The sequence below is a fragment of the Desmonostoc muscorum LEGE 12446 genome (assembly GCF_015207005.2).
In the GTDB taxonomy this organism is placed as follows: Bacteria; Cyanobacteriota; Cyanobacteriia; order Cyanobacteriales; family Nostocaceae; genus Nostoc; species Nostoc muscorum.
Genome location: NZ_JADEXS020000001.1, coordinates 2,124,837 through 2,147,463, shown reverse-complemented (window position 1 = coordinate 2,147,463; position 22,627 = coordinate 2,124,837). Strand labels below are relative to the sequence as shown.

Sequence of the window (22,627 nt, the reverse complement as noted above, 5' to 3'; positions counted from 1 at the left end):
GAATTACGAATTACGAATTACGAATTACCAAAAATAACCCAGTTGTATGGTTGTTTGACGGGTAGCAGAGTCGTATTTGAGGAGGTATTCGCGGGCGATCGCTTCATTATTTCTTAATGTTTCTACTTCTTTTTTACCGATTTCAGTATCCGTAGAAAGCAGAATGACTTGATGGCTGGCGGATGGAAAGTAACGTTCTACTAAGTTGCTGCGATGTGAGGAGTCTAGTCTACCGAGTGGCGTATCGATGGCTACTGGTAGGCGGTGTCCGGAGACTTTGGCTAAACCCCAGAGAAAGGCGATCGCTAATAGTTGTTTTTCACCAGCAGAAAGGCGATGTTTAGGTACTGGTTTCCCATTAAAGTCGTAAAGCAAAAGGCTGAAAGTCTTAGTATCAATGGTTATCCGATGCACTAAGTCAGATTTATGGAGGAGATAAAGGAAGCAATTTTTAACTTCTTCTTCTAATTTATTGAGTTTTCGTAGGGTTAATTTTTCACGAAAAATCTTGAGTGTTTCTTGAACTTTCGCTGCTGACGTAATAATATGTTCGGTATTTTTATACTTGATATTTTCTACAGTATATTCACTTAATTCTTTTTTAGACTTGGCAATAATAGTTTCTAATTCAGCTAAACGACGGCGGATCGTTTCATAATTTGCTTTAACTTCAACAACTTGATTTTGCGCCGCTTCTAATGCTTGACGCAGCTTTGTATAATCTTCTGGTGCTGCTGCTGTCTGCACTTGTCTTTCAAGAGTATGAATTTCTTCTTCTTTATTTTTGAGAATAGTTAATTTTTCTTTCGCAGAAAGTTGAGAATTTTGCAAGTGATATATGAGATTATCTAGCTGACTTAAAGTTTCATGATCAGCTAATAACCAAGGTGCTTCTATCGGTCGATTTTTAGCATATAAATTATCTACATCTTGGATTAGAAATGATTGGATTTTTTCCAATTGTGCCGAGGAAATTTCCACTTCATTTAACCAACTGAGTAAGCGCTGATCTCGCTCAATTAACAAATCTTTGGAGATTTGTACTTGTTGGTAGCGAAATTCTTTTTCTCCCTGTGCTTGCACCTGAGTAAGCAAATTGGCAATTAATGCCAGAGGTAAAACATCAGCCGCCAATTCACACATCGACTGACGTACTTGTTCAATTTCCGCAGTTTTTGTATCCTGTTGTAATTCTAGTTGATTGCGTTGTGCTGCAATTTTACCGCCTTCAGAAATGAATTTATCAAAGGCTTCTTGCTGTTTTTGTTCTAACTCTTCTACCTGATTTTTGAGAGTTTCTAATTTTTCTAGTGTTGTTTGATAATCTTCTTGCTGTTGGGTTAACCTAGTTTCAATTTCCTCTAGGTTTGCTAAATCCTTACTAGTACCAACTTCTTTAATTTTACGATTAACTAAGATATCTAAATCAACTGCTAAACGGTCTGCTAATTCTAAACCTAAAAGCCCGCGAATTGCATCTACTACAACTGGTGGTGGTGTTTCCTGTTCTGCAAGTTCTTTAACCTGTTCCCCATCAAAGAGAAATAAATTAGAAATACCTAATGGTAAAAGATTTTCTATATATTCATCCCAGATATTAACTAAAGCATCAGGCCATGTATCACTATCACCTAAAATGCCTAATGTATCTTTCCCGTCTTTAGGATTTTTTGTCCAACTACGCACAACACGATATTTTATTGGCTTATCGTTTTCGATATGTTCAAAAAGTAATTCAATACGGGTGTCTGCAACTGGATCTATTTTGTTGTTAACACATTGGTTGAGAAAATCGCTATAACTTAAATTACCACGGGTAGAACATTGGGCACGGGGTCCATAAAGGGCGAGACGAATAGCATCCATAAGGGTAGTTTTTCCGCCGCCATTCATTCCACCTAAAAGGATAATTGGGCGTGAGTTTTCCTCATCAATTTTTGGGTTTAGATTGATTACCTGTTTCCCAACGTAGGGGCCGAAGTTTTGCAGAACGAGTTCAAGAAATATCATTGATTTTTTAAGATTATTAAATATCTAGAAATACCGGGCGAATGGAATTCGCGGCTACACAGGCAAAGTCCGCCTCCGCGGACTAAATAAATTCATAGTTCTTAGGTTACTTGGGAGTTAGTTCCCAGATAGGAATGATTGATTTTTGGCTATGGTGGATAGCTTGGTTTCTGATGTAATTGGCTATATTATCAATGGCATCATAACTAACTGTAAAAGCTCCATAGCTACCTTGCCATTTAAAAAACTCACCTGGCTTGATTTCGTGAGTGATGAAATGGGAAGAACTTCCCTTAATTTGTTTAACCAATTCAGAGACACTGATGGTTGACGGAAAACCTGTTAGCAGATGGACATGATCTTCAACACCACCAATTGCAATTACGGTACATTTTAATTGTTCACATTCCTGAACGATCGCTGCATAAACTAACTTCTGAATATCAAGCGTAATTAGGGGCAATCTATCCCACGTCGCCCAAACATAATGTAAATACAATTGCGTAAAACTTGCTCTCATTTTTCTTCAACCCACGAAGGTGGGTTTCGTCTGTGTAGCAGCGAATTCCATTCGCCCGGTATTCTATTCTTCTGAATCTTTCTTTTTAAATTTCATACTTCCCCAAGTTAACTGTTCATCACTTTTCGCTTCATTTACCTCATTCATTGCGGCAACATCACCCAAAGTCATCTGCTTGACCTTTGCAACATCACCTTGACTAACTGCTTCGCTTAATTCGCGTTTCAAACGAGCATTCTTAATCGCTTCTTCTGGGGAACGAGAACTTGTATTAAAACATTTTTCTAGAGCTTCATATATTCCCACGCGACGAGTCTTTTTGCGATACTGGCGTTCTGTATCTAACAATTTCGCCATGAGTTCCAATTGCATCGCGTCACCTTCACAGATTTCTTCTAATACTATCCATTCATCACGACCTAGTAGGCTATAGTCAGCACCAGGACGGGGATCTTGAAATTCTTCGCCAGTTACTTCTTGATAAATACGAGGTAAGCTATCATCAAATTCGTGTTTTTCTTCTAGCCAAATGCGCCGAATTTCGCTCATTTCTTCTACAGTTATTAAGGTGATATCGCGCATATTTTCTGGCGCTGTATGACGGATTTTTGTTTGCGCTTCTAATAATCGTCTGAGCCAATGCTCCCGCCAATATTTAGTATAAGGGCCAGGAATTGGTTCTACAGAAATTTCCCCGTTTTTATTGCGTTCAAATAGTTGGACATCTCCCCAAATTCTTCTAAAGTCTCTCTTGTCTCGATCATCTTGAATATCTAGTTCATTCCTAATATCTAATAGAGGCTGCATCCATTCTTTTTCTTCATCATTTTGGATCATCGCCTCCATTGATTTATCCTTATTCACTAGTGTACAAACCCAGCAGCCAAATCGGGAATCACCACAGCTAGGAGTAGAAGTATCAACAACTAGTGGGCATTCATTATCTGCTGTAGCACCTCGGTACATAGTGAATAATTCTTTATTGTTTTGTCCCCAAGGATTCTCATACTGATTAAGGTATATCCAGACATCGTTATTACTCCAATCTTCAATGGGGGTATAGATTAAGGAGTTGGGTAAACTGGCATTAGGACTCAGATGATCTCGTACTCTATCAGCCTGATGCTTTTTCATTGTTGCAGCCCGTTTGGAACTCTCCGCCTTGCGAGTCCCCAATACAAGAATTGTTTCACCGTTAGCTCTAACTATTTCACGAATGAATTGATTGGCAGGATTAATTTTTAAGCGTGGTGTACACCAGCGAAACTGGTTACGGGGTGCTGGATATCCCTTACCAATAAGATTTACCCAAAATGTGTCTTCAATTACTGGTTGTAGTAAATGTGGTTCAATTGGCATCCCATATTTTTTAGCAGCTACCTTAAGATTCTGTAAGGATTTGCGAACCCAAGTAGACACTACAGGATTTTCTACCTGAGTATCTGTTGTAATAACATGAATAGTCTTACTTCTTTTTTCTGGAGGAAGAGCAGCGATCGCATTCCATACAAGCTGCAATACTGTACTAGAATCTTTTCCCCAAGACACGCCTAAAACCCAAGGTATCTCATCTAAACAATACAGTTCTTGAATTTCAGTGTTGAGAGCTTGGATGTAGTCCACTAACTCTGCTACAGTACGTGTTTGCTGACCTTTATTTTCTGCTTGTTGTGCTGTAGTCATTTCTCCCTCTCTCTCTGAAAACATGGGTGTAACTTCATTTCTTCCATCTAAGTGCATGGAATTATCGGCTACACAGGCGCAACGTATATACTCGCGTTAGAAAAAAGTTTTTAAAAACTTTATTACTAATACTCAATTTTTTGGACAATCAAACTACATATTACTACTTCGTTTTTAAAAATTAACATGAAAGATAGTACATCTGACCCAACCGCTGACATCGCTAGAGAGTATCTGGAACGAGAAAACAAGGAAAAACAGGTACTCGCTTTACTGCTGGAGAAGTTTTTAGGTAAAAAGGATCAAATTCTCGTTCAAAAAACCGAGATGGGTGGTACTGAGGCTTATGTTAGCTCTGTTACATTGGAATGGTTTGCAGGTCGTGTTCACTTCGCGTCTGGCTTACCTCTGTTTCAAAAAAAATACAATCCAGAGACAGAGAATATCGAGATTGACGCGGATAGTATTGATGAAATTCAGCAGCGTCCCCTTGATTGGTCACGTCAAGCACCGCTAGTGCAGTATTTAGCGGCTCGACACAATCACAAGTTTCCACCGGTGTTGGTTGTAATTAATCAACCGTGGGTGGATAATCCCAAAGCTGCTGAGTGGGATAGTGAAGGACGCGCCACCAAGTCTACCACTGATTTCATCCCCTTAGATAAAGACGCTAAAGTAGGTCTGCTAAATATTTCTGAAGATGATGTAACCATTTATGCACTAGATGGTCAACATCGATTAATGGGTGTACAGGGGTTGATGGAGTTAATTAAAACTCGTAAACTCCAACGCTATAAAAAAGATAAAGCTGCTGATGACAGTTTTATTACAGTCAATGATTTGATACAAAAATACCAAGTAGACCTTGCTTACTTACAAAATTTACCCAAGGAAAAAATTGGTATTGAGTTCATCTGTGCGGTAGCGGCTGGGGAAACTCGCACCGAGGCACGGCGGAGGGTGAGATCGATTTTTGTTCATGTCAACTTGATGGCTGCACCGTTGACTAAAGGTCAGCTAACACAGTTGAATGAAGATGATGGTTTTGCGATCGTTGCTAGAAAAATCGCAGTTACACATCCATTATTAGAACAACGACAAGAGCGCAATCCCCGTGTTAATTGGAATAGTGCAACAGTGGCTTCCAATTCTACAGTTTTGACGACATTACAAGCTCTGCAAGACATGTCTGAGCGATATTTGAGTCAAAAGTTTCCTCATTGGAAACCCTTGGAGAAAGGTCTAATTCCTATGCGTCCAGAGGATGAAGAACTTGAGCAAGGGATTGAAGAATTCAGAAAGCTATTTGATTCTTTGGCAAATCTTCCCAGTTATAAAATTTTGGAACATGAGGATACACCAGCTTTGCGGCGGTTCAGCTTTGAGAAGGATGGAGGTGAAGGAAATATGCTTTTTCGTCCAGTTGCTCAAGTTGCATTAGCGCAAGCGTTGGGAATTTTAGTATTTAAAAAAGGTTTCACACTGGTAGATATTTTTAAGAAGCTGCGGAAGTTTGACCAGCAAGGCGGTTTTAGTGGTATGGAGTATCCCCAATCTCTCTGGTATGGGGTTTTGTATGACCCAAATAAAAAGCGGGTGCAGGTTGCGGGACGAGATTTGGCGGCGAAGTTATTGGTTTATATCCTGGGTGGAATTCAGGAACAGATGGAACGTGCTGAACTTCGTAAGGCTTTGGCGGATGCTAGGACTATGGAAGATAAAACTATAGGTTTTGATGGCAAGTTTGTTGATCCAAAAGCTGTAGGGCTTCCACATATATTGAACTAGCAAAATTAAGTAGTATTTTGCACTGTTGTTTTTACTGATGCTATCTTTTACAAGGGTTGCATATGATGTTTGCTAACATCTACTAATTTATATTAGGTATTTATATGGCTCAACCGATTGAGGACGACAATAATAGCATTTCTCCTCAGATAAAAGCTCAGTTTAGCTCCTTTATTGAGCCATTCTTCTCACAATATCATCGCGATCGCTGCTATCCAGGACTTATTTTTAGGCAGGGAAAGCGTACTATGCTGCAAATTAATGTTCCAGCTAGTGACTTTTCTGGTCTTCTGCAAGCCAAACCATCCACTGGGAATGATCCTGATTCTGGTAAAAATCGCCCAGAGGTTAAAGGTCATGCTGATGAAATTAAAAAATATATTGTTGACCGTTCTCGAAAAGAAAAACCTTGGATTGTAGGAACTTTGACTGCTAATGTAGCTCCAAAAGACATAACAATTCTTGAACTGGGTAGGGGTATTTGTCTGGTTGTTATTCGTCGTGGAGTCAAGTTAGACATCACTGATGGACAACATCGTAAACGTGCAATTCACGAATTGATAGAAAGTACTGAAAGCCACTTAATCAGTGATGATGATTTTGCAATTACTCTAGTTTTGGAGGGTGATTTTCAGCAGTGTCAGGCAGATTTCAGAGATATGGCTCAAACAAAACAATTAGATAAATCATTGTTATTATCATTTGGCGAGTTCTCTGGTCGAGTTGGCATTACTAAAGAATTAATAAAACGAGTGCCAATGTTTCAGGGTAAGACAGAGAAGATTAAATTAAGTCCTACTACTAAACAAAAGCTGATTTACACAACTAATTTTATAGCTAGGTTTGTAAGTTGCGTTTTTACTAACGATCCAAGTAATCAGCTTCGAGATTATGATGTTTATCAAGCATCTGATGCTTTGGTTATTTGTCTTAATAGATTTTTTTCGGAATGCAGTAATACTGAGTATATTTCTGATACAACTGTTGAAGAACTAACAATAGATGAAGTAGCTGCATTTAAAGAAGAATGTCTTCTAGGTGTAAGCGTGGGGCTGGAAGTTTTAGGGCGTTTATTGCACTACATATACGAGCCAGAAAACAATTCTTTTAACGAAGAAAAGATTTTACAACTAGCACAGCTAGATTGGTCAAGAGAAAACCAACTTTGGAAGGATAATGTAATTAGAATAGATCCCAAACCTCAAAATCCAGACAAGCCTTATAAAATATCTGCTGCTGCTAGTGCAGTAACAGATGCAGTCAAAATAGTAAAGATTGCACTAGGCTGGATGTAAAATTATTGCTTTTAAGTATTACTTAAAAATCAAGAGAGGAATTTGCTTAGATCAAATTCCTCATCTTGTTGCTCCGTATTCGTTCTCTCATAACTAAGAATCAATAAAAGTCGCTCTGAATAGTCTACTGCTCCACGCAGTTCATTTTGTATAATTTCTAAACCCGCATTAGCATACTCTTCAAAAATATGAATACGTTGCTCGTCAGCTACATTATCATCACCTATAATCTTAATGTTTTCTGTTTCGGTGATAGCCAACAAATTAATTAATAGAGTGAAGCTGCTAGTAAAATAATCTTGTCGCAGTGGGGATAAATCTTTAGAAATTACGTCTAAAGGAACGCGTTTTTTATATTTAACGCCCAATGCTGCTGCAAACACCATAACTTCTACATAAGTCTGAAAAGGCCCAGTTGTGTCTTTTGATGCGACTAAAGATTTCACCAACTCAGCCTTATCTTTAGCAACCCTGATTCTATTTGCAGCCATTGTTTTTATATATACTGTGTTGCTATTTTAACCTAAACCCAAAAATGATGCCTACGGCTGGCTACGCCTACGCACCTTTAGTTGAATTATTTTATACTAATATAAAGGCGATCGCTAAACAAACAAATTATCCACTAACATAGTCCATCCTGGCAGTGCAGGTTCAGCTCCAGCCACCTCACCACGGCGATAAACCTGGGGTTCTTCAGGATTACTAGCACGATATACTCTAATAACTTCCTCTTTAAGTACATCTACGTCCCAAACTACCAACGTACCAGCCGCAAAATAATCACGGCGTTTACTAGCCATATCTTTCTCAGCCTTATCACCGTAATCATTTTCACTTCGCACCTCAGCAGCGAACACAGGCGCACCATTAAGAAACTTTCCGCCTGTAGGTTTGCCAGTATAAAACGCAGCATCAGGACTTAAAGAACGGCGGTTAGGGAGATTGACAATGAAACCGACATTATCAGGCAAAGCATAACCACTTTTTCTCAGACGTTCATAATCCCGTAGACTTGCATAAATTTCACCGCCTGCACGTCCTGGTAAAAATCCAGTTGGAGACATCAGCACCAATTTTCCATTGACAATCTCTGCTTTACAATTGTCAGGTAAATGGTACAAATCTTCAATAGTTGCTTCAGTTTTAATACTCATAAAATATCTTCTAATTAATTAGCGATAATCTCAATTCAACAATCTTCTCTCTGCGTCCTCTGCGCCTCTGCGGTAGCCTGCGGCAAGCCGCTACGCGTCTACGTCTCTCCAAAACTTATATTACAAACTGCACATCCTCATAAACTAAAGAAATAGGAAAATGAAAATCAACGCTAGTTAAATGAACTTCATCCCCCTGTTCATAAGGATGTAACTCCCAAATCCCTCTATCATTTAGCCGGAAGCAATCTAAACCAATCTTTTCAGCATCAATCAGGACATATTCTTGTAAAGTCTGGATACGGCGATACTGAATAAATTTACGACCTCTGTCGTAAGCTTCTGTACTAGGGGAGAGAACTTCGACAATTAAACAAGGATACTGAATAAATTTAATCGCTTGTTTGTCTCGTTCATCACAACTCACTGCAACATCTGGATAGTGAAACGGCCCGTTCTCAGTTACTCCTACTTTTGCATCTGCCATGAAGGCGCGACAGCCACTCCCTCGCAGGTGACTTTTTAACGCCGAAGCTAAGTTTAAGGCAATAGTAGTATGGGGAATAGTACCGCCAGTCATGGCGAAGACTTCACCATTGATATATTCGTATTTAATATCTTGCTGTTCTTCCCATTCCAGGTATTCCTGAGGAGTCATATACTTTCTGTCTGGATTTGCAACCATAACTTCATCCTTTAAACATTACGTTCAACTGCGATAATTTCAGTATATTCAAACTCGTTGGGACTTTGTTTGACCAAAGGATATCTTTCCCCAGCTAACTGAATATAATCCTGCTCACAATCAGGTTTAGAAGAATAGTAAGTAAGCACATATTCTCTGCCAATTCTATCTGCTATTTCCTCTTCAACTTCACCCCGCCATTGAGTTTTTGTGACTAACACTATCAACTGATTCGCTAATTTAGGAATTGTCTTAGCAATGTGTCGCCGCGAATTCGCATCCAAGCTACCAAAAGGCGAATCCATCACAATAGGAAAAGTGCTACTATCAGGAATCATCATCATTTTTCGCTTCTCACTCCATTCCCTTACTTTGTCAATGATGCTGGCAATAAAGGATAAACTGAGAATTTGGTTTTCCCCAGTGGAAGCTGCAACTAACGCTTCCATACCTGTGGTATTTTCTACTAATGTCAGTTCATATTTATCGCTAATTTTAGGAATATATGGAGTCACAGAAATTTCTGTGAATATCTCTTGTACTCGCTTTTCTAATTGCAGGCGAAATTGTTGTTCTTGACGATTTCGGACTTCTGTTAATCGTTCGATGGCATCTTGAGTAGCGTTAATCCGTCGCTGTGCTAAAGTTTGCTTATCCTCATTCAGCTTTTGTTTGCTGATTTGCTTATTCAAACCTTCAATTTCAGTAGTGAGTTGAGCAATTTGCTGCTGATTTGCACCTTGTTCTCGATTTAATTCGTCAATTTTACTTTCAATTTCATCTAACCGTTTTTGTAAACTGCTAATTTCTTCATTAGCATCTTTTCGTAACCGTTCTTGAATATTCTCTAAATCGTTTTCAACTTGGGATATAGTTTGCCTGAGTTGATTAATCCTGGCTTGTTCTCTATCAACTTCTTCCCAAAATCCTATGGCTTGCTTATCAATTTCATCTACTTGGGCACTCATGCGAATCGCAGTTTCTTCCACCGCAGAGGAACCTGCTTTATCTAACCAAGTTTGCACATTTATATGAGAATGATTACCTTCATGTAACTCGGCACCACAAATACAGCGTCGAGAATTGAGTAAATCATTGACAAATTCCCGCGAAATTCCCGATGTTAACTCGCCTCGCTGCTTCAAATCGTTGATAATTTCTCGGAACTGGGATGTAGTTTGTGACAGTAAAACTGTATAACCCCGCGCCGAAATAATTTTTTTCAGCGTTTCCTTGGTTTTTTTATATTCTTCTTGATTTGCTGCTTTCTGGGATTCTAAATTTTGCCATCTTTCTTGTAATTCCTTAGCAGCACTCAATTCTCGTAAACGGCTACTTGTTTCTTTTTTAAAAGTTTGTTGATATTCTAACTCTTCTTGAATTTCTATTTGGCGTTTGGTAATGCGTTCACGCTCTCGTTCTATTTTTTCTTGTTGTCGTAACAACTGCTTAGTTTGCAAATCACCAATAGCTTTTAACTCATTTTCTAGAGTTTTTTTAGCATCTCCTAAATGTCTGATGGAACGGTTGATTACTTCTACACCCAAGAAAATTTTTGTCGCTTCGGCAATTTCAGCTTTTTTATCAGAACGAACTATTTCTTCAATTCGTTCGCCGTCAAAGAAAAAATATTGATGTAAAGTCGCAGGTAAAATTTGATTAATTATATCGTCTGGTTGCTGATTTGGTATATTCCATTTGCCATCGTCCCCACCTACCCACATGGTTAATTGAGTTTTACCAGCTTCAAATTCGCTTTCGTTTTTGTAACCCCGACAAGCGCGTTTGACTCGATAGCGTTTACCTTCATGTTCCCAGCCAATCTCTACCCAACATTCTACAGCTTGGCCTCTTTGAGTTTCCGCGATCGCTCTTTTATTTACTAACTGTTCTGTAGATGCAAATGCCGCACTAAATTTCTCATATAATACCCACGTAAAGGCATTGAGTAAACTGGTTTTTCCTGAGCCATTATTGCCATGAATAATCGTTGTATTCTGAGCATCTCCCCCAGCCAGAATCATCTCTGGTGTCGTACCATAAAAGGAGCGAAAGTTGCATAGCTTGATTGAAGTCAGCTTCATCGCACCTCTTCCTTAATAATTTTCAAAATCTCCTCATTAATCGGGCCATTACTTTTCTTATCTAGCCTACCTTTTTCCTCTTTCCACACCCGCTCAATAATTTGCCGTACTTCCGGTGGGGCGCTGGTAATTGGCTCCTGCACATCGTCGATATTCGCCTCTTGTGACATCTGGAATTTTTAAAGATATTTTTTATATTTTAACTTTCTCTAGTGCTGGAATCGCCTCGGTAAAGCCACTGTTAGCCTTATCTTTAAATTTCGAGAAACTATGAGAGTAGAATTCAGAAGTCAGAATTCGGGAGTCAGAAGTCAGAATGGGCTATGCCCGGCTGCGGGAACAGAAGTAAAATAGGCTTGATGCTCAGGTTTAACACTTAGAGGGTGTTTGAAAAGTGCTTGGCTGTGATTTTAATCGAATTATTACCTCCCTTAATCCCCCCGATATATTGGGGGGAAATAAGAAAATCCGGTTCCCTCCCCTTTCCAAGGGGAGGGTTAGGGTGGGGTAAAAATATTTGACAGATCAATCATGACTTTTCAAACATCCTCTCAGATTGTGTACTTCACTTTCTGGGAAATACGCTGTGTTTTTAAATCTGAATTTTTTTTCAAAAAACGCTTTATTATCTCAAGGTTTTCTGATATTATTAGTTTTAGTTAAACCATATTATAATGGGATGTAAGTCGGCTTAAAAATTTGACTTACATCCCATTATGATCAAATCCATAATTTTATTATTTCATGCTTGGTGCTTCTTTCTACCAAACTCGAAAAATTTTTACAAAAAAATACAAATCCTATCTGATTCATCATCAAATATCTAATAAACCATATCGCTTTTGTAAGTCCAGTAATTTCATTCTGGCAACGCCCGCGTTATCAGCCAAATCAGCAAACTCGACAAAGCGACGTAACTCCTTTTTTAACAGATTCCGCTCAACTTCTATAGTTTCTCGATCTAAATCTGGCGGCAAAACAATCATGTCAAATATAGTTGCGCGTTCTTTAGCTGGATGAGGGCGTAAAACTCGCCCCCGTCGCTGGATAAACTGACGAGGATTACCAGAACTTGATAAAATCACCGCAGTTTGAATTGCCGGAATATCGACGCCTTCATCTAAACAACGAATCGCCACTAAACCTTGCAATTCACCACTTTCAAATTGACAACGTAATATTTCTCTTTCCTCTAAAGAAGTTTGAGCCGTATAGGTGCTTACCTTATATCCCAAATCCACTCCGAGAATTTTGGCAACAGCTTTGAGTTGGCGTAGCGATGAACGTTGTCCCGCGTCTTGTGAACCATCGCTACAATAAAAAAGTGTGTGAGTAGTTTCGCGGCGAGTTGCCATTAAATCCCGCAAAGCATTTAATTTATTTTCTGCTGCACCAATTAACCTTGCCCTTTGCATCAACAACGGCTTTAAATCTTCATTATCTTCAAAATCTCCGCCATTTTCTCGTTCTCGATATAAAAGCGATCGCCCAATTCTTTTAGTTAACTTTAAATAAGCAATACTTTCTGCTTCTGTTAACTCCACCAACACAGGATAATACAGATAATGTACCAAAGCACCTTGAGCGATCGCATCCCTCAAAGTGAACTCCGGTTGAAGAACTGGGCCAAAATAATCGAATAAAGATTGCGTACCAAAATCATCAAAATACCTCTCCGGTGTGGCAGATAAAGCTAATCTCAACCCAACGCGACGCGGTAAACTTTCTTCTAACTTGGGTGCGCCTAAATTATGCGCTTCATCCCCAATAATTAAAGTTTTGGCAGGAAAATATTTGAGTTGAGATTGAAAGCCATCTCCAATTAAAGTGGAGTTCGTAGTGATCACCGTGATAAACCGTTGAGAACCAGAACGCAGATTATAAATTTGCCCAGAAAGTTGACTTTGCCAAGTGCGTAAATTTTCAAAGGCTAAAATCGGTTGCAAATTAAATTTTTCACATTCTCGCGCCCATTGGGTGACAAGATGACGGTAGGGACACACCACCAACAGAACTTGTAAATTAATCTGCTGATATAATTCACAAGCGATCGCTAAAGCCGTAATAGTTTTACCACTACCAGTAGCCATTTTGAGCGTCCCTCTACCATTATTAGCAAACCAGCTGGCGATCGCTTCTTGCTGATATTGCCGCAATTGCAAAGATGGAGGCCTTGTTGGACATCCTGGTAATGGTTGCGAAGTTTGATAACTGCCCTTACTTTCCCTAGCAACTGGTAATTTTAATCGGAAAGTGGGCAGTTGCCGCACTGGATTTGCCGTCAGGTACATATGTTAAGCACAAACGTGGTGATGAACCTTAATTATTGGGAGTGCTGAGTGCTGAGTGAGGAGTTAGGAGTTATTATTCTCCCTCATCTCCCTCATCTCCCCCACTCCCCACTCCCCATTCCCCAATTCAGTTGTAACCCCGCCAAACACCAATGAGGGAACCCTGCACCTGCACTTGCATCGCGCTGACTTCAATGGGATTGTACTTAGAATTTGCTGGTTTGAGAGTAACGCGATCGCCTTGACGATAAAAACGTTTTAATGTGGTACCGAATCCATCGACTCTCGCGGCGACGATAGTACCATTTTTCAACTGATTTGGTTCTGGTACTGGACGCAAGAATACCACATCACCATCAGCAATTAAATCTTCAATCATGCTATCGCCAGCTACCCGCAAAGCGTAGGTTTGGGGAGGTAACTCCAAATTAGAAAAGTCTAAATGATCTACAGCATCAGTAAATGGTTCTATTAAACCACCAGCAGCGATCGTGCCCAAAATTGGTACACCTTGTTTAACAGCACGCAAAATCCGAATCGTTCTTGCTTGGCCTTCAGTCCATTCTATATATCCTTTAGTACGTAAATGTTCTAAACGACTTTGAATTGGTGCCGGTGACTTCAAGTTCATCGCTTGCATCATTTGCCGAATTGAAGGCGAATGCTGATGCGTTCTAATGTATTCTGCCAACCATTCGTAAAGTTCTTGTTGAGCTTCCGTTAGACGTTCCATAAATTTGTGGGAAGTAATTATAAATGTCTCTAGAACATTAGTACTACAAAAAACTCCCCATAAGCAATAGAAAAGTAAAAATATCAAAGGCAAAAGTAAGAATATTTTATTTTCTTTTGCCTATTTATTCTTGATTTTTTTACTTATAAGTCGTCAAGAGTCAGCCGCACATCGCTATTCTGACTCTTGTACAGACGCGATGAATCGCGTCTCCTAACTCTTGTACAGACGCGATGAATCGCGTCTCTATTTCCTTCATTCTGCCCCTAAGATACTAGCAAGCAAAGCCTTTTGGGCGTGGAGGCGATTTTCTGCCTCTTCCCAAACTCGTGATTGAGAACCTTCAATAACTGCCTCAGTAATTTCTTCACCACGATGGGCTGGTAAGCAGTGTAAAACAATTGCCTCCGGGTCAGCAAGGCTTAATAACTGCTCGGAAATTTGGTAAGGTTGGAAAATAGGCAGACGGTTATCTGCTTCTGCTTCTTGTCCCATACTTGCCCAAACATCAGTATAAAGTACAGCAGATCCTTTGGCGGCTAATTCTGGATCATCAGTGAGTAGGACTTCAGTTTTGTTATTAGCGATCGCTCTTGCTTGTTCTACAATTTTAGAATCTGGCTCAAATCCTGTAGGAGTGGCAATTCTGACATTCATTCCCACCAAAGCACAGCCCAACATCAGAGAATTAGCTACATTATTTCCATCACCCACGTAGGTTAAAGTTAACCCAGCAAGGGTGCCAAAAGCTTCTTGAATCGTCAATAAATCAGCTAATATCTGACAGGGATGTTCTGCATCAGTAAGCGCATTAATCACCGGAATTTTCGCATAGTTAGCAAAAGTTTCCAAATCCTGCTGTGCAAAAGTGCGAATTGCCAAAATATCCAGATATCTATCTAAGACTCGCGCCGTATCTTGTAAAGGTTCCCCGCGACTAACTTGAGTGACATTGGGGTTAAGATCGATTACCTGCCCACCAAGTTGATACATCGCCACAGTAAAACTTACCCGCGTGCGAGTTGAGGCTTTAGAGAACAACAACCCTAAGACTTTATTACACTGCAACTTCAGCTGTTTGGTTTTAAGTTGAGTTGCCAATTGCAGAAGTTCTTGAAGTTCCGTTGGACTGATGTCCGCCAAACTTAATAAATCTCGTCCGTTCAACGCTGTCATGCTTGTGATGTGTAAAGAACAATTATATAGTTCTGTTTCTTTACCCAGCCGTGTCAAAAAAGTACAATTTTCAAAATGTACCAGATATTTTGGCGTCCAGCCCAGGATTTGAGTTAGCTTTTGCTATGAATATTAATTTACCAACTTTATTAGTCATTACAATCACTGATTTTTTGGATTGTTGCATTTGCAACGCCCATTCAAGCATATATACTTGAAAAAACCGCGATATTGCCAAAATATATATCAGATTTTCCAGATAAATTTAGGGTAAAGTCCCACAACAAAACATCAAAAAGGCTTCCTCCCCCACTCCCCATTTTCCAGACAGATATTTTTTAGCGATCGCCTCTGGACAAATAGTTTTATTATGGTACAATTAGAAATTGTGGTTGCTAATCGAGAGCGATACCTACGGTGGGCTACGCCTACGCCAAACTTGCCAGCATAGCACAGTGGTAGTGCATCCGACTTGTAATCGGAAGGTCGTCGGTTCAAATCCGACTGCTGGCTTTAAATCTACAATATGTCTATTTGCCGATTGTCAAATTATTTCTCCATGTTGACAAATTAATGTCCTTTAGTAGCTAATTTGGCTTTGAACATATAGGACTCATATTTGATTTTTAGGAAGCTAGGTACACCTTTATTCCTTCTTCCCAGTCCCCAGTGCCCAGTCCCCAGTCCCTTACCTTTACGAGTGATTCTCCAAATCAAAGACGCTCGATGACTCGCTACCGCTTCGCTATCGGATTGCTATATGGGTTTGGTGTTTGCTAGGTAAGTCGGCACAATAAAATCAAACTGTGTGAATAAAAGTAAACAAGGCTCAAACTTTTCCCCCTGCTCTCTGCCTTATCCCAACAATAATTATTTACGCCGACCTACTTATATGTTAGCAGAGCATCAAAAACTCATGGCAGATATCGGTGGTGTGCCGAATAATTTTAAATTTGAATTCATCCAAGCATTGGAAAGAGACGAGTGATGAAAACATGAGGTTATAATTGATTTATATTGTCCATATAAGAGTCCTTAAATATGCTGAATGCAGTCGAATTTCAAGCAAAAATTAAAAATAGTTCAATTCAAATTCCCGATCAGTACAAACAATAACTCGGTGAAGGAGATGATATTAAGGTAATTGTTTTAGTGAAGAAAAAATCGTCTCGAAAAAGAGACATAATTGATGAATTGACAGAGAATCCTGTGCTAGTGGATGGATTTATCAGCCGTGAGGAAATTTACAATCGATAATTATGATATCTGGTGCATCATTCATTGATACGAATGTTTGGTTTTATCGTTTGTTTGACGACCAAAAAATAGAAATTGTAGAAAGAGAAAGAAAGCGTAATATTGCTATTACTATCACGGAAGCTGAAGGAATAATTATTAGTACACAGGTTGTAAATGAGGTTTCTAGTAATTTATTGAAAAATGATGATTTGAGCGGGCAGCAAATTGTGGCGATCTCGGTCACATAACATCAACAGTAGGAATAATTCTGCTGTGCGATCGCATGGTTTAGTAAAGCTTTGAATTACCTCTATCCTCAGCTTTACTTTATTCTGTCGTTCTATTCAGAACTGCTACCAATTCGTAATTTGTAATTACGAATTAGTATAAATCCTATTGTTTATGAATTGGCCAGTTGTCGGAAGCGTTCCTGAATTTCCTCAATCGAAAATAACGCTTCAAACTTCAACCCCGCTGACTGGTACAACTCTGCTCCCCCTTGATGCCTGTCTATCAGTGTAATTATTTGACTAACGGTATAACCTGCTCCTTGAAGACGCTCAACTGCTTTTAGAGCAGATTGCCCAGTTGTGACAACATCTTCCAAAACTACAATTTTTGCACCTTCTGGTAAATTCGGGCCTTCTATATAAGCTTTTGTCCCATAACCCTTGGCTTTCTTGCGAATAATCAGCGCTGGTATCGGTCGATTTTCATAAACAGAAACCACACTCACTGCTGTGACAAGTGGATCAGCTCCCATTGTTAAACCTGCTACAGCCTGAGTATCTACAGGTAGTAAAGGAAACAGCAACCGTCCAACCGCCAAAGCTCCTTGGGGGTGGAGTGTTACCTGCATCTTATTCACGTAATAAGAACTACGTAGCCCAGAGGCGAGAACGAAATCACCCTCTTGATAAGCCAGTTGAGCAAATAAATCTAATAGGTTGTGGCGTAAGTTAGTCAAATCAGGTGTGGTTGCCCAAATATTTGAAGGGGTAAGAGTTTCAGTAGGATACGTCATTACAAAACATTAAAAGTTGTGCTACACCAAAGGTTGAACTTATCAGAGTTCTCAAATTAAGCATAAATTAAGATTCGCCAAAAAGTTGAGGAGTAAGGAACGTGGGTATAAAATTAAAAACCTTTGGTGGTTTATTAATCCTGCTTGCTGCTAGTATTGCTTTTCCCTCTGTAGTAGCCGCCCAAACACAAACGCCTAAAAGTGAAACTACAAGTGATGTATTTGAACGGGCATTTTTTCGACACGATCGCAATTTCTACGAAAATGGCAGCCTCAAGCGCCAACTAGACTCATTTTTCGGCGCTGGTTCCGGTTTTGGTGGTTCTTTCCCAGAAAATGAAATAGCTCGTGATGCTGAGTTGGTTAATACTTTATATCACGATGCCCTGACTCAGCAAGCAGGCAACGATCCCTATATTCGCACACCTGATTTACCAAATCCTTATGACACATCGCTAATGATGTCTCCTCGCTTGAATGCCAACAAGCTCAGAGTCGGAACTGAATTCAGGTTTGAAACTTTACCACCCCGGTAAGAGTGGGGATGAGGGAGATGAGGGGGATGAGGGAGATGAGGGAGCAAGGAAACAATCAAATGCTATCTCCGCGTAAGAGCGTCCCCGCGTCCCCGTGTCCTCTTTTCCATTCCCCTCTATTTTTTGATAAGGGGCTTCCAAAAAATAAATTATCCCAAATTATTTGTACATTTGTAGGGGCGCACAGCTGTGCGCCTCTACGATGGGACATTTTTTTCATTGGAAGTCCCTAATGTTAGTGCGCCCTGCTGGAATCGAACCAGCCTGAAGACGAATTATGAGTTCGTTGCCTCCCCAATCGGCCAAAGGCGCTTATTTTGTTGGACTTAGGGTTTGCGTGAGTAAATTACTTAAACCCTTAACTTAATTTTATTTGCTAATTTTATAGTGAGGTACAGTGGCTTACGTACTTAATTTTAGCAAGCTGTCTGATTTTAGCACAAATTTAATGCTTGTGAATACTCGACAATAGTTAACCAGATTTTTATACTACATAATCTAATCATGAAATAGTGCAAACTAATATTGATTAAGTTCCTTTAAGGATTGCGGCGTCAAGCTTCATTCTTCTTAAAAAACCAGCATTCTTATGCATTAGCTTGTCAGCGATGAAAATAAATTCTACTGTACTTCTTACTTTGATTTTGTTAATCCTGATGATGGGAGCAGGTTCTGTGAGCGCGTTTTTGGGGTTTGAACTGGGAAGTTCAGCCCTCAAAGGCGTGAGTACACCAGATGGGCGTCCCACAACTAAATTTGCCAGCAGTAAAGCAAATAACTCCCAACAGGGAGGGGTAGTGCTATTAAAAGAGCAAGAGATCCTGAAAATTGTCAAGGCGCGAATTGAGGGTAAGACCAAGGCTGCTAAATCCGAAAAGCTAGAGGAAGATGATGAAGAAACCAATACCAGCAAACAGAAGCCAGAGGAAAAACCAAAAGAAGTGGTTGAGGAAAAACCCCAGCCAGGTTTTCCAGTGGTTGCCCAGAGTGAAGGCGTAACCATGTCTGTGCAATCTGCCCGCTACTCTGGTGGTGATTTGCTTTTGAAAGTAAAAATGGAGAACAAAGGTAAGGATTCTGTCCGCTTCTTGTATAGTTTTTTAGATGTTACCGATGATAAAGGACGAACCCTGAGCGCTAGTACAGAAGGTTTACCAACAGAATTGCCTGTCAATGGGCCAGCATTTTCAGGTACAGTGAGCATTCCCACAGCTTTGCTTGATGATGTCAAGAAAATATCACTTGCTTTGACTGATTATCCTGCTCAAGAATTAAAGCTAGAGGCATTGAATATTCCTGTAGAAAGGTAGGACGGGGTATTGGGGACTGGGGACTGGGGACTGGGGACTGGGGATTAGGGACTGAGACATTCTTTCCTAGTACCCAATACCGAATACCCAGTCCCCAGTCCCCCTAAATGGAGGGCGTGAATTTTACACGAGCTTTGGCGGTGAGTGGTTTTCCTAATTTAATTTGGACGGAGGCGGGGCTGCGATTGTTGTCAGTTTTACTGCTGATTGCCATAAATGCGTTTTTTGTGACAGCGGAATTTTCGATGGTGAGCGTGCGGCGATCGCGTATTCACCAGCTAGTTAAAGCTGGGGATGTTCCAGCAAGAGCTGTGGAGATGCTACAACGCAGTATTGACCGACTGCTATCTACCACCCAGTTAGGTATTACACTCTCTAGCTTGGCTCTGGGATGGATTGGAGAAAGTACAATTGTCGTCCTGGTGAATGCATGGTTAAAATCCTGGCCTCTACCCATTGGAATGACTACCTTCATCGCCCATTCCTTATCAATTCCCATTGCCTTTTTCTTAATTGCCTACTTGCAAATTGTTTTAGGGGAATTATGTCCTAAATCATTAGCTATGCTGTATTCAGAACAGCTAGCTCGGTTTTTAGGGCCTTCAGTAAAAGCGATCGTTCGTTTTTTCAACCCCTTCATTTGGATTCTCAACCAATCAACTCGTTGTTTGTTGCGACTTTTTGGTATTGAATACACAGGTCAAGGCTGGAGACCACCTGTAACTCCCGAAGAATTGCAAGTGATTATCTCTACAGAATGGGGTTCTACTGGTTTACAGCGTGCGGAGCGAGAACTGCTCAATAATGTCTTTGAGTTTGGGGATGTCATGGCTCAAGCTGTGATGATCCCCCGCACCAGTATTGTGGCGCTGCCAAAAGATGCTACTTTCCAGGCATTACTCAAGGAAATGGCTGCTACTGGTTATTCCCGCTATCCCTTGATTGGTGAATCTTTGGACGATGTTCGCGGCATTGTTTATTTTAAAGATTTGGCACAACCTTTAGCTGTAGGCAAGCTAACCTTAGAGACACAAATTCAACCTTGGATGCGTCCGGCTCGGTTTGTTCCAGAACACACCCCCTTGAGTGAACTATTGCCGATGATGCAGCAAGAAAAACCAGCTATGGTCATGGTGGTCAATGAATTTGGCGGTACCGTAGGACTGGTGACCATCAAAGATGTCATTGCCGAAATCATTGGCGACGCCAGCGTTCCTGAAAACAACGACGATTTGCTAATCCAGATGTTAGGCGAAGATAAATTTCTGGTGCAGGCACAAATCAATCTCGAAGACCTCAACGAGGTTTTGCATCTCGATTTACCCTTGACAAGAGAATACCAGACACTGGGAGGCTTTTTGCTGTATCAGTTACAGAAAATTCCGACCAAAGGCGAAACCTTCCATTATCAAAATCTTGAATTCACTGTGGTGTCAGTTATGGGACCACGCCTACATCAAATTCAACTGCGACGGTTGGAGGAGTTAGAAGTTGAGAGTTAGGAGTTGAGAGTTAGGAGTTGAGAGTTAGGAGTTGAGAGTTAGGAGTTGAGAGTTAGGAGTTGAGAGTTAGGAGTTGAGAGTTAGGAGTTGAGAGTTAGGAGTTTTTTTACTCCTCACTCCTCACTCCTCACTCCTCACTCCTCACTTAAAAACTATAAGCCACTGGATCGACGAGTCCTAATTCGGCAAAAGCTGCTAGCCGCAAACGACAAGAATCACACACACCGCAGGCAACATCACCACCGGCATAGCAAGACCAAGTTAGCTCCCAAGGAACTCCCAATTGGTTGCCTAGTTGAATGATTTCGGTTTTTTTCAGGTTAATCAGGGGTGCAACAATGTTAATTGGTTGTCCTTCACGCCCTTGTTTAGTTCCCAGACGAAAAACTTCTTGCATAGCTTGGATATAATCGGGGCGACAGTCAGGATATCCTGAATAATCTAAGGCATTGACGCCAATATAAACACGTTCAGCTGCGATCGCTTCGGCGTAACTCAAAGCAAAGCTTAAAAAGATCGTATTGCGAGCCGGAACATAGGTAACAGGAATATTTTGAGCCATTTCATCCAGGGAACGCTCTTGAGGTAAATCAATAGCATCATCTGTAAGTGCCGAACCGCCCCATTGTCGTAAATCAAAATTAACCACCTGATGTTTTACGACCCCAGCTTTTTGACCAACGAGCAAGGCTGACTGTAATTCTCGTCGGTGTCGCTGCTGGTAATCAAAAGAAATAGCATGACATGAATTGCCATCAGCCTTAGCTTTATACAAAATTGTGGAAGAGTCCAATCCCCCAGATAAGAGAATTACAGCTTTCATCTCGGTTGCAAATTTGGGATTTCAAATCGCTAAATCACGCTTCAACAAGATGCCAACAAGCGATGGCAAAAATACTCCTTAATTTCTGTGAGTGATTGTAAACACCTTTGCACCCCAGATATTCAAAAGAAACAATCCATACGAGTTTCTCTCAAAAAGCGGTGCGATGTCTACGACTGATGCTGCAAATAATCATCCAAAAACTGTTTCAGCTAATCAGCAGCAGTAATTACCAATACCATTTTTTGGTAAAAAAAGCATAAGTATTACTGGTTTATTATCTTGTAATTTTAATGCTGCTAATCAATTTTAGATTGGGAATTTAGGATTGAAAGAGACTATAAGGGTAGATTGCTCAGTGATTTTAGATTGACAATAGCGCAGCTAAGCCAGAACCAGGCTCGGAACAGGCGTCTTTTGGATTTGTTCTGTCTACCAAGGAGGTTGCTCTGAACCCCAAAACAATCTAAAATCCAAAATCCAAAATCCAAAATTGCTATGCTAATTAATTGCCTAACTGTAGCCTTAAGGAAAATCGAAGCACAAGAAAGCGATCCCTAGAATTTTAGAGAATTCATACTTAAGTCTTACCGAATATTCTAAAGTTAATAAAAAGACACACATTTTTTTCTAGAAAATGCAAAATGCAAACCAAAGCCGAACTATCTATACAAAAGATAGCTGGATTGCGGGAACCGATCGCAAACTTTGAAATTCTTCATAAACATAGGCTCTATGTTACCATCTGGATGGTTTTAGACGGATCGTAAC

At 40.2% G+C, this 22,627-nt stretch carries 21 protein-coding genes and 2 tRNA genes; 9 read left to right on the top strand and 14 right to left on the bottom strand.

All coding sequences use genetic code 11. The features are described 5' to 3' along the window. Positions 1-24: 24 nt before the first annotated feature. The 3 genes from dndD to dndC form a co-directional block, all read right to left on the bottom strand. Positions 25-2,010 carry a DNA sulfur modification protein DndD gene (gene dndD, locus IQ276_RS09350; protein ID WP_193918356.1) on the bottom strand — a complete coding sequence of 662 codons (1,986 nt, stop codon included), beginning with the start codon at positions 2,008-2,010 and terminating at the stop codon, positions 25-27. A 106-nt stretch (positions 2,011-2,116) separates the two neighbouring features. Then, entirely contained in the window at positions 2,117-2,530 is a 414-nt protein-coding gene (gene tnpA / locus IQ276_RS09345) for an IS200/IS605 family transposase (protein ID WP_193918355.1), read from the bottom strand. 63 nt (positions 2,531-2,593) lie between these two features. After that, on the bottom strand, positions 2,594-4,213 hold the full coding sequence (gene dndC / locus IQ276_RS09340; protein ID WP_193918351.1) for a DNA phosphorothioation system sulfurtransferase DndC: 1,620 nt from the start codon (positions 4,211-4,213) through the stop codon (positions 2,594-2,596). Between the two features lie 186 nt (positions 4,214-4,399). Here dndC and IQ276_RS09335 point away from each other — a divergent pair, with 186 nt between their 5' ends. Together IQ276_RS09335 and IQ276_RS09330 are read left to right on the top strand one after the other, a co-directional pair. Further along, entirely contained in the window at positions 4,400-6,001 is a 1,602-nt protein-coding gene (locus IQ276_RS09335; RefSeq protein WP_193918348.1) for a DGQHR domain-containing protein, read from the top strand. A gap of 104 nt (positions 6,002-6,105) precedes the next feature. Continuing rightward, entirely contained in the window at positions 6,106-7,296 is a 1,191-nt protein-coding gene (locus IQ276_RS09330) for a DNA sulfur modification protein DndB (RefSeq protein ID WP_228043161.1), read from the top strand. A gap of 29 nt (positions 7,297-7,325) precedes the next feature. Here the strand turns inward: IQ276_RS09330 and IQ276_RS09325 are convergent, their stop codons facing one another. The 8 genes from IQ276_RS09325 to argF all read right to left on the bottom strand — a co-directional run bounded on the left by IQ276_RS09325 (position 7,326) and on the right by argF (position 15,422). Continuing rightward, positions 7,326-7,787 (bottom strand): DNA phosphorothioation-associated protein 4, encoded by a 462-nt coding sequence (locus IQ276_RS09325; protein ID WP_073641341.1) that lies wholly within the window; start codon positions 7,785-7,787, stop codon positions 7,326-7,328. Between the two features lie 114 nt (positions 7,788-7,901). Beyond that, positions 7,902-8,453, bottom strand: coding sequence for a Uma2 family endonuclease (locus IQ276_RS09320; protein ID WP_193918345.1), 552 nt, complete (start codon positions 8,451-8,453; stop codon positions 7,902-7,904). Positions 8,454-8,568: 115 nt separating this feature from the next. Continuing rightward, positions 8,569-9,138, bottom strand: a complete 570-nt coding sequence (locus tag IQ276_RS09315) for a Uma2 family endonuclease (protein WP_193918343.1) — start codon at positions 9,136-9,138, stop codon at positions 8,569-8,571. 11 nt (positions 9,139-9,149) lie between these two features. Then, entirely contained in the window at positions 9,150-11,222 is a 2,073-nt protein-coding gene (locus IQ276_RS09310; protein ID WP_235115543.1) for an AAA family ATPase, read from the bottom strand. Continuing rightward, complete coding sequence (locus IQ276_RS09305; RefSeq protein WP_171974192.1) at positions 11,219-11,392, bottom strand: hypothetical protein; 174 nt, start codon at positions 11,390-11,392, stop codon at positions 11,219-11,221. The genes IQ276_RS09310 and IQ276_RS09305 overlap by 4 nt, the downstream gene beginning before the upstream one ends. 645 nt (positions 11,393-12,037) lie before the next feature. Then, on the bottom strand, positions 12,038-13,513 hold the full coding sequence (locus tag IQ276_RS09300) for a DNA phosphorothioation system restriction enzyme (RefSeq protein ID WP_193925759.1): 1,476 nt from the start codon (positions 13,511-13,513) through the stop codon (positions 12,038-12,040). A gap of 127 nt (positions 13,514-13,640) precedes the next feature. Further along, positions 13,641-14,246 (bottom strand): transcriptional repressor LexA, encoded by a 606-nt coding sequence (gene lexA / locus IQ276_RS09295; RefSeq protein WP_221705043.1) that lies wholly within the window; start codon positions 14,244-14,246, stop codon positions 13,641-13,643. A 255-nt stretch (positions 14,247-14,501) separates the two neighbouring features. Further along, positions 14,502-15,422 carry an ornithine carbamoyltransferase gene (gene argF, locus IQ276_RS09290; RefSeq protein ID WP_190882977.1) on the bottom strand — a complete coding sequence of 307 codons (921 nt, stop codon included), beginning with the start codon at positions 15,420-15,422 and terminating at the stop codon, positions 14,502-14,504. 441 nt (positions 15,423-15,863) lie between these two features. On the opposite strand from argF, the gene IQ276_RS09285 reads away from it, so the two are divergent. The 3 genes from IQ276_RS09285 (at position 15,864) to IQ276_RS09275 (ending at position 16,909) form a co-directional block, all read left to right on the top strand. Next, positions 15,864-15,935, top strand: a tRNA-Thr gene (locus tag IQ276_RS09285). 295 nt (positions 15,936-16,230) lie between these two features. Beyond that, complete coding sequence (locus IQ276_RS09280; RefSeq protein WP_193921831.1) at positions 16,231-16,410, top strand: hypothetical protein; 180 nt, start codon at positions 16,231-16,233, stop codon at positions 16,408-16,410. A gap of 271 nt (positions 16,411-16,681) precedes the next feature. After that, entirely contained in the window at positions 16,682-16,909 is a 228-nt protein-coding gene (locus tag IQ276_RS09275) for a PIN domain-containing protein (RefSeq protein WP_193921833.1), read from the top strand. A 152-nt stretch (positions 16,910-17,061) separates the two neighbouring features. Here the strand turns inward: IQ276_RS09275 and pyrE are convergent, their stop codons facing one another. Continuing rightward, positions 17,062-17,685 carry an orotate phosphoribosyltransferase gene (gene pyrE, locus IQ276_RS09270; protein ID WP_193921835.1) on the bottom strand — a complete coding sequence of 208 codons (624 nt, stop codon included), beginning with the start codon at positions 17,683-17,685 and terminating at the stop codon, positions 17,062-17,064. A 101-nt stretch (positions 17,686-17,786) separates the two neighbouring features. On the opposite strand from pyrE, the gene IQ276_RS09265 reads away from it, so the two are divergent. Continuing rightward, positions 17,787-18,221, top strand: coding sequence for a hypothetical protein (locus tag IQ276_RS09265; RefSeq protein WP_193921837.1), 435 nt, complete (start codon positions 17,787-17,789; stop codon positions 18,219-18,221). A gap of 239 nt (positions 18,222-18,460) precedes the next feature. Here IQ276_RS09265 and IQ276_RS09260 read toward each other — a convergent pair. Beyond that, a tRNA-Ile gene (locus IQ276_RS09260) sits at positions 18,461-18,533 on the bottom strand. 296 nt (positions 18,534-18,829) lie between these two features. Between IQ276_RS09260 and IQ276_RS09255 the strand changes: the two genes are divergently transcribed. Beyond that, positions 18,830-19,531: a hypothetical protein gene (locus IQ276_RS09255; RefSeq protein WP_193921839.1), complete on the top strand. Its 702-nt coding sequence runs from the start codon at positions 18,830-18,832 to the stop codon at positions 19,529-19,531. Positions 19,532-19,638: 107 nt separating this feature from the next. Next, on the top strand, positions 19,639-21,033 hold the full coding sequence (locus IQ276_RS09250) for a hemolysin family protein (protein WP_193923655.1): 1,395 nt from the start codon (positions 19,639-19,641) through the stop codon (positions 21,031-21,033). 145 nt (positions 21,034-21,178) lie between these two features. On the opposite strand, the gene queC is transcribed toward IQ276_RS09250, so the two are convergent. After that, a complete protein-coding gene (gene queC / locus IQ276_RS09245) occupies positions 21,179-21,856 on the bottom strand; it encodes a 7-cyano-7-deazaguanine synthase QueC (protein ID WP_190882653.1) in 678 nt (225 codons plus the stop codon). A 644-nt stretch (positions 21,857-22,500) separates the two neighbouring features. On the opposite strand from queC, the gene IQ276_RS40155 reads away from it, so the two are divergent. Then, positions 22,501-22,626, top strand: coding sequence for a hypothetical protein (locus IQ276_RS40155; protein ID WP_255264318.1), 126 nt, complete (start codon positions 22,501-22,503; stop codon positions 22,624-22,626). The last annotated feature ends 1 nt before the right edge of the window (position 22,627 follow it).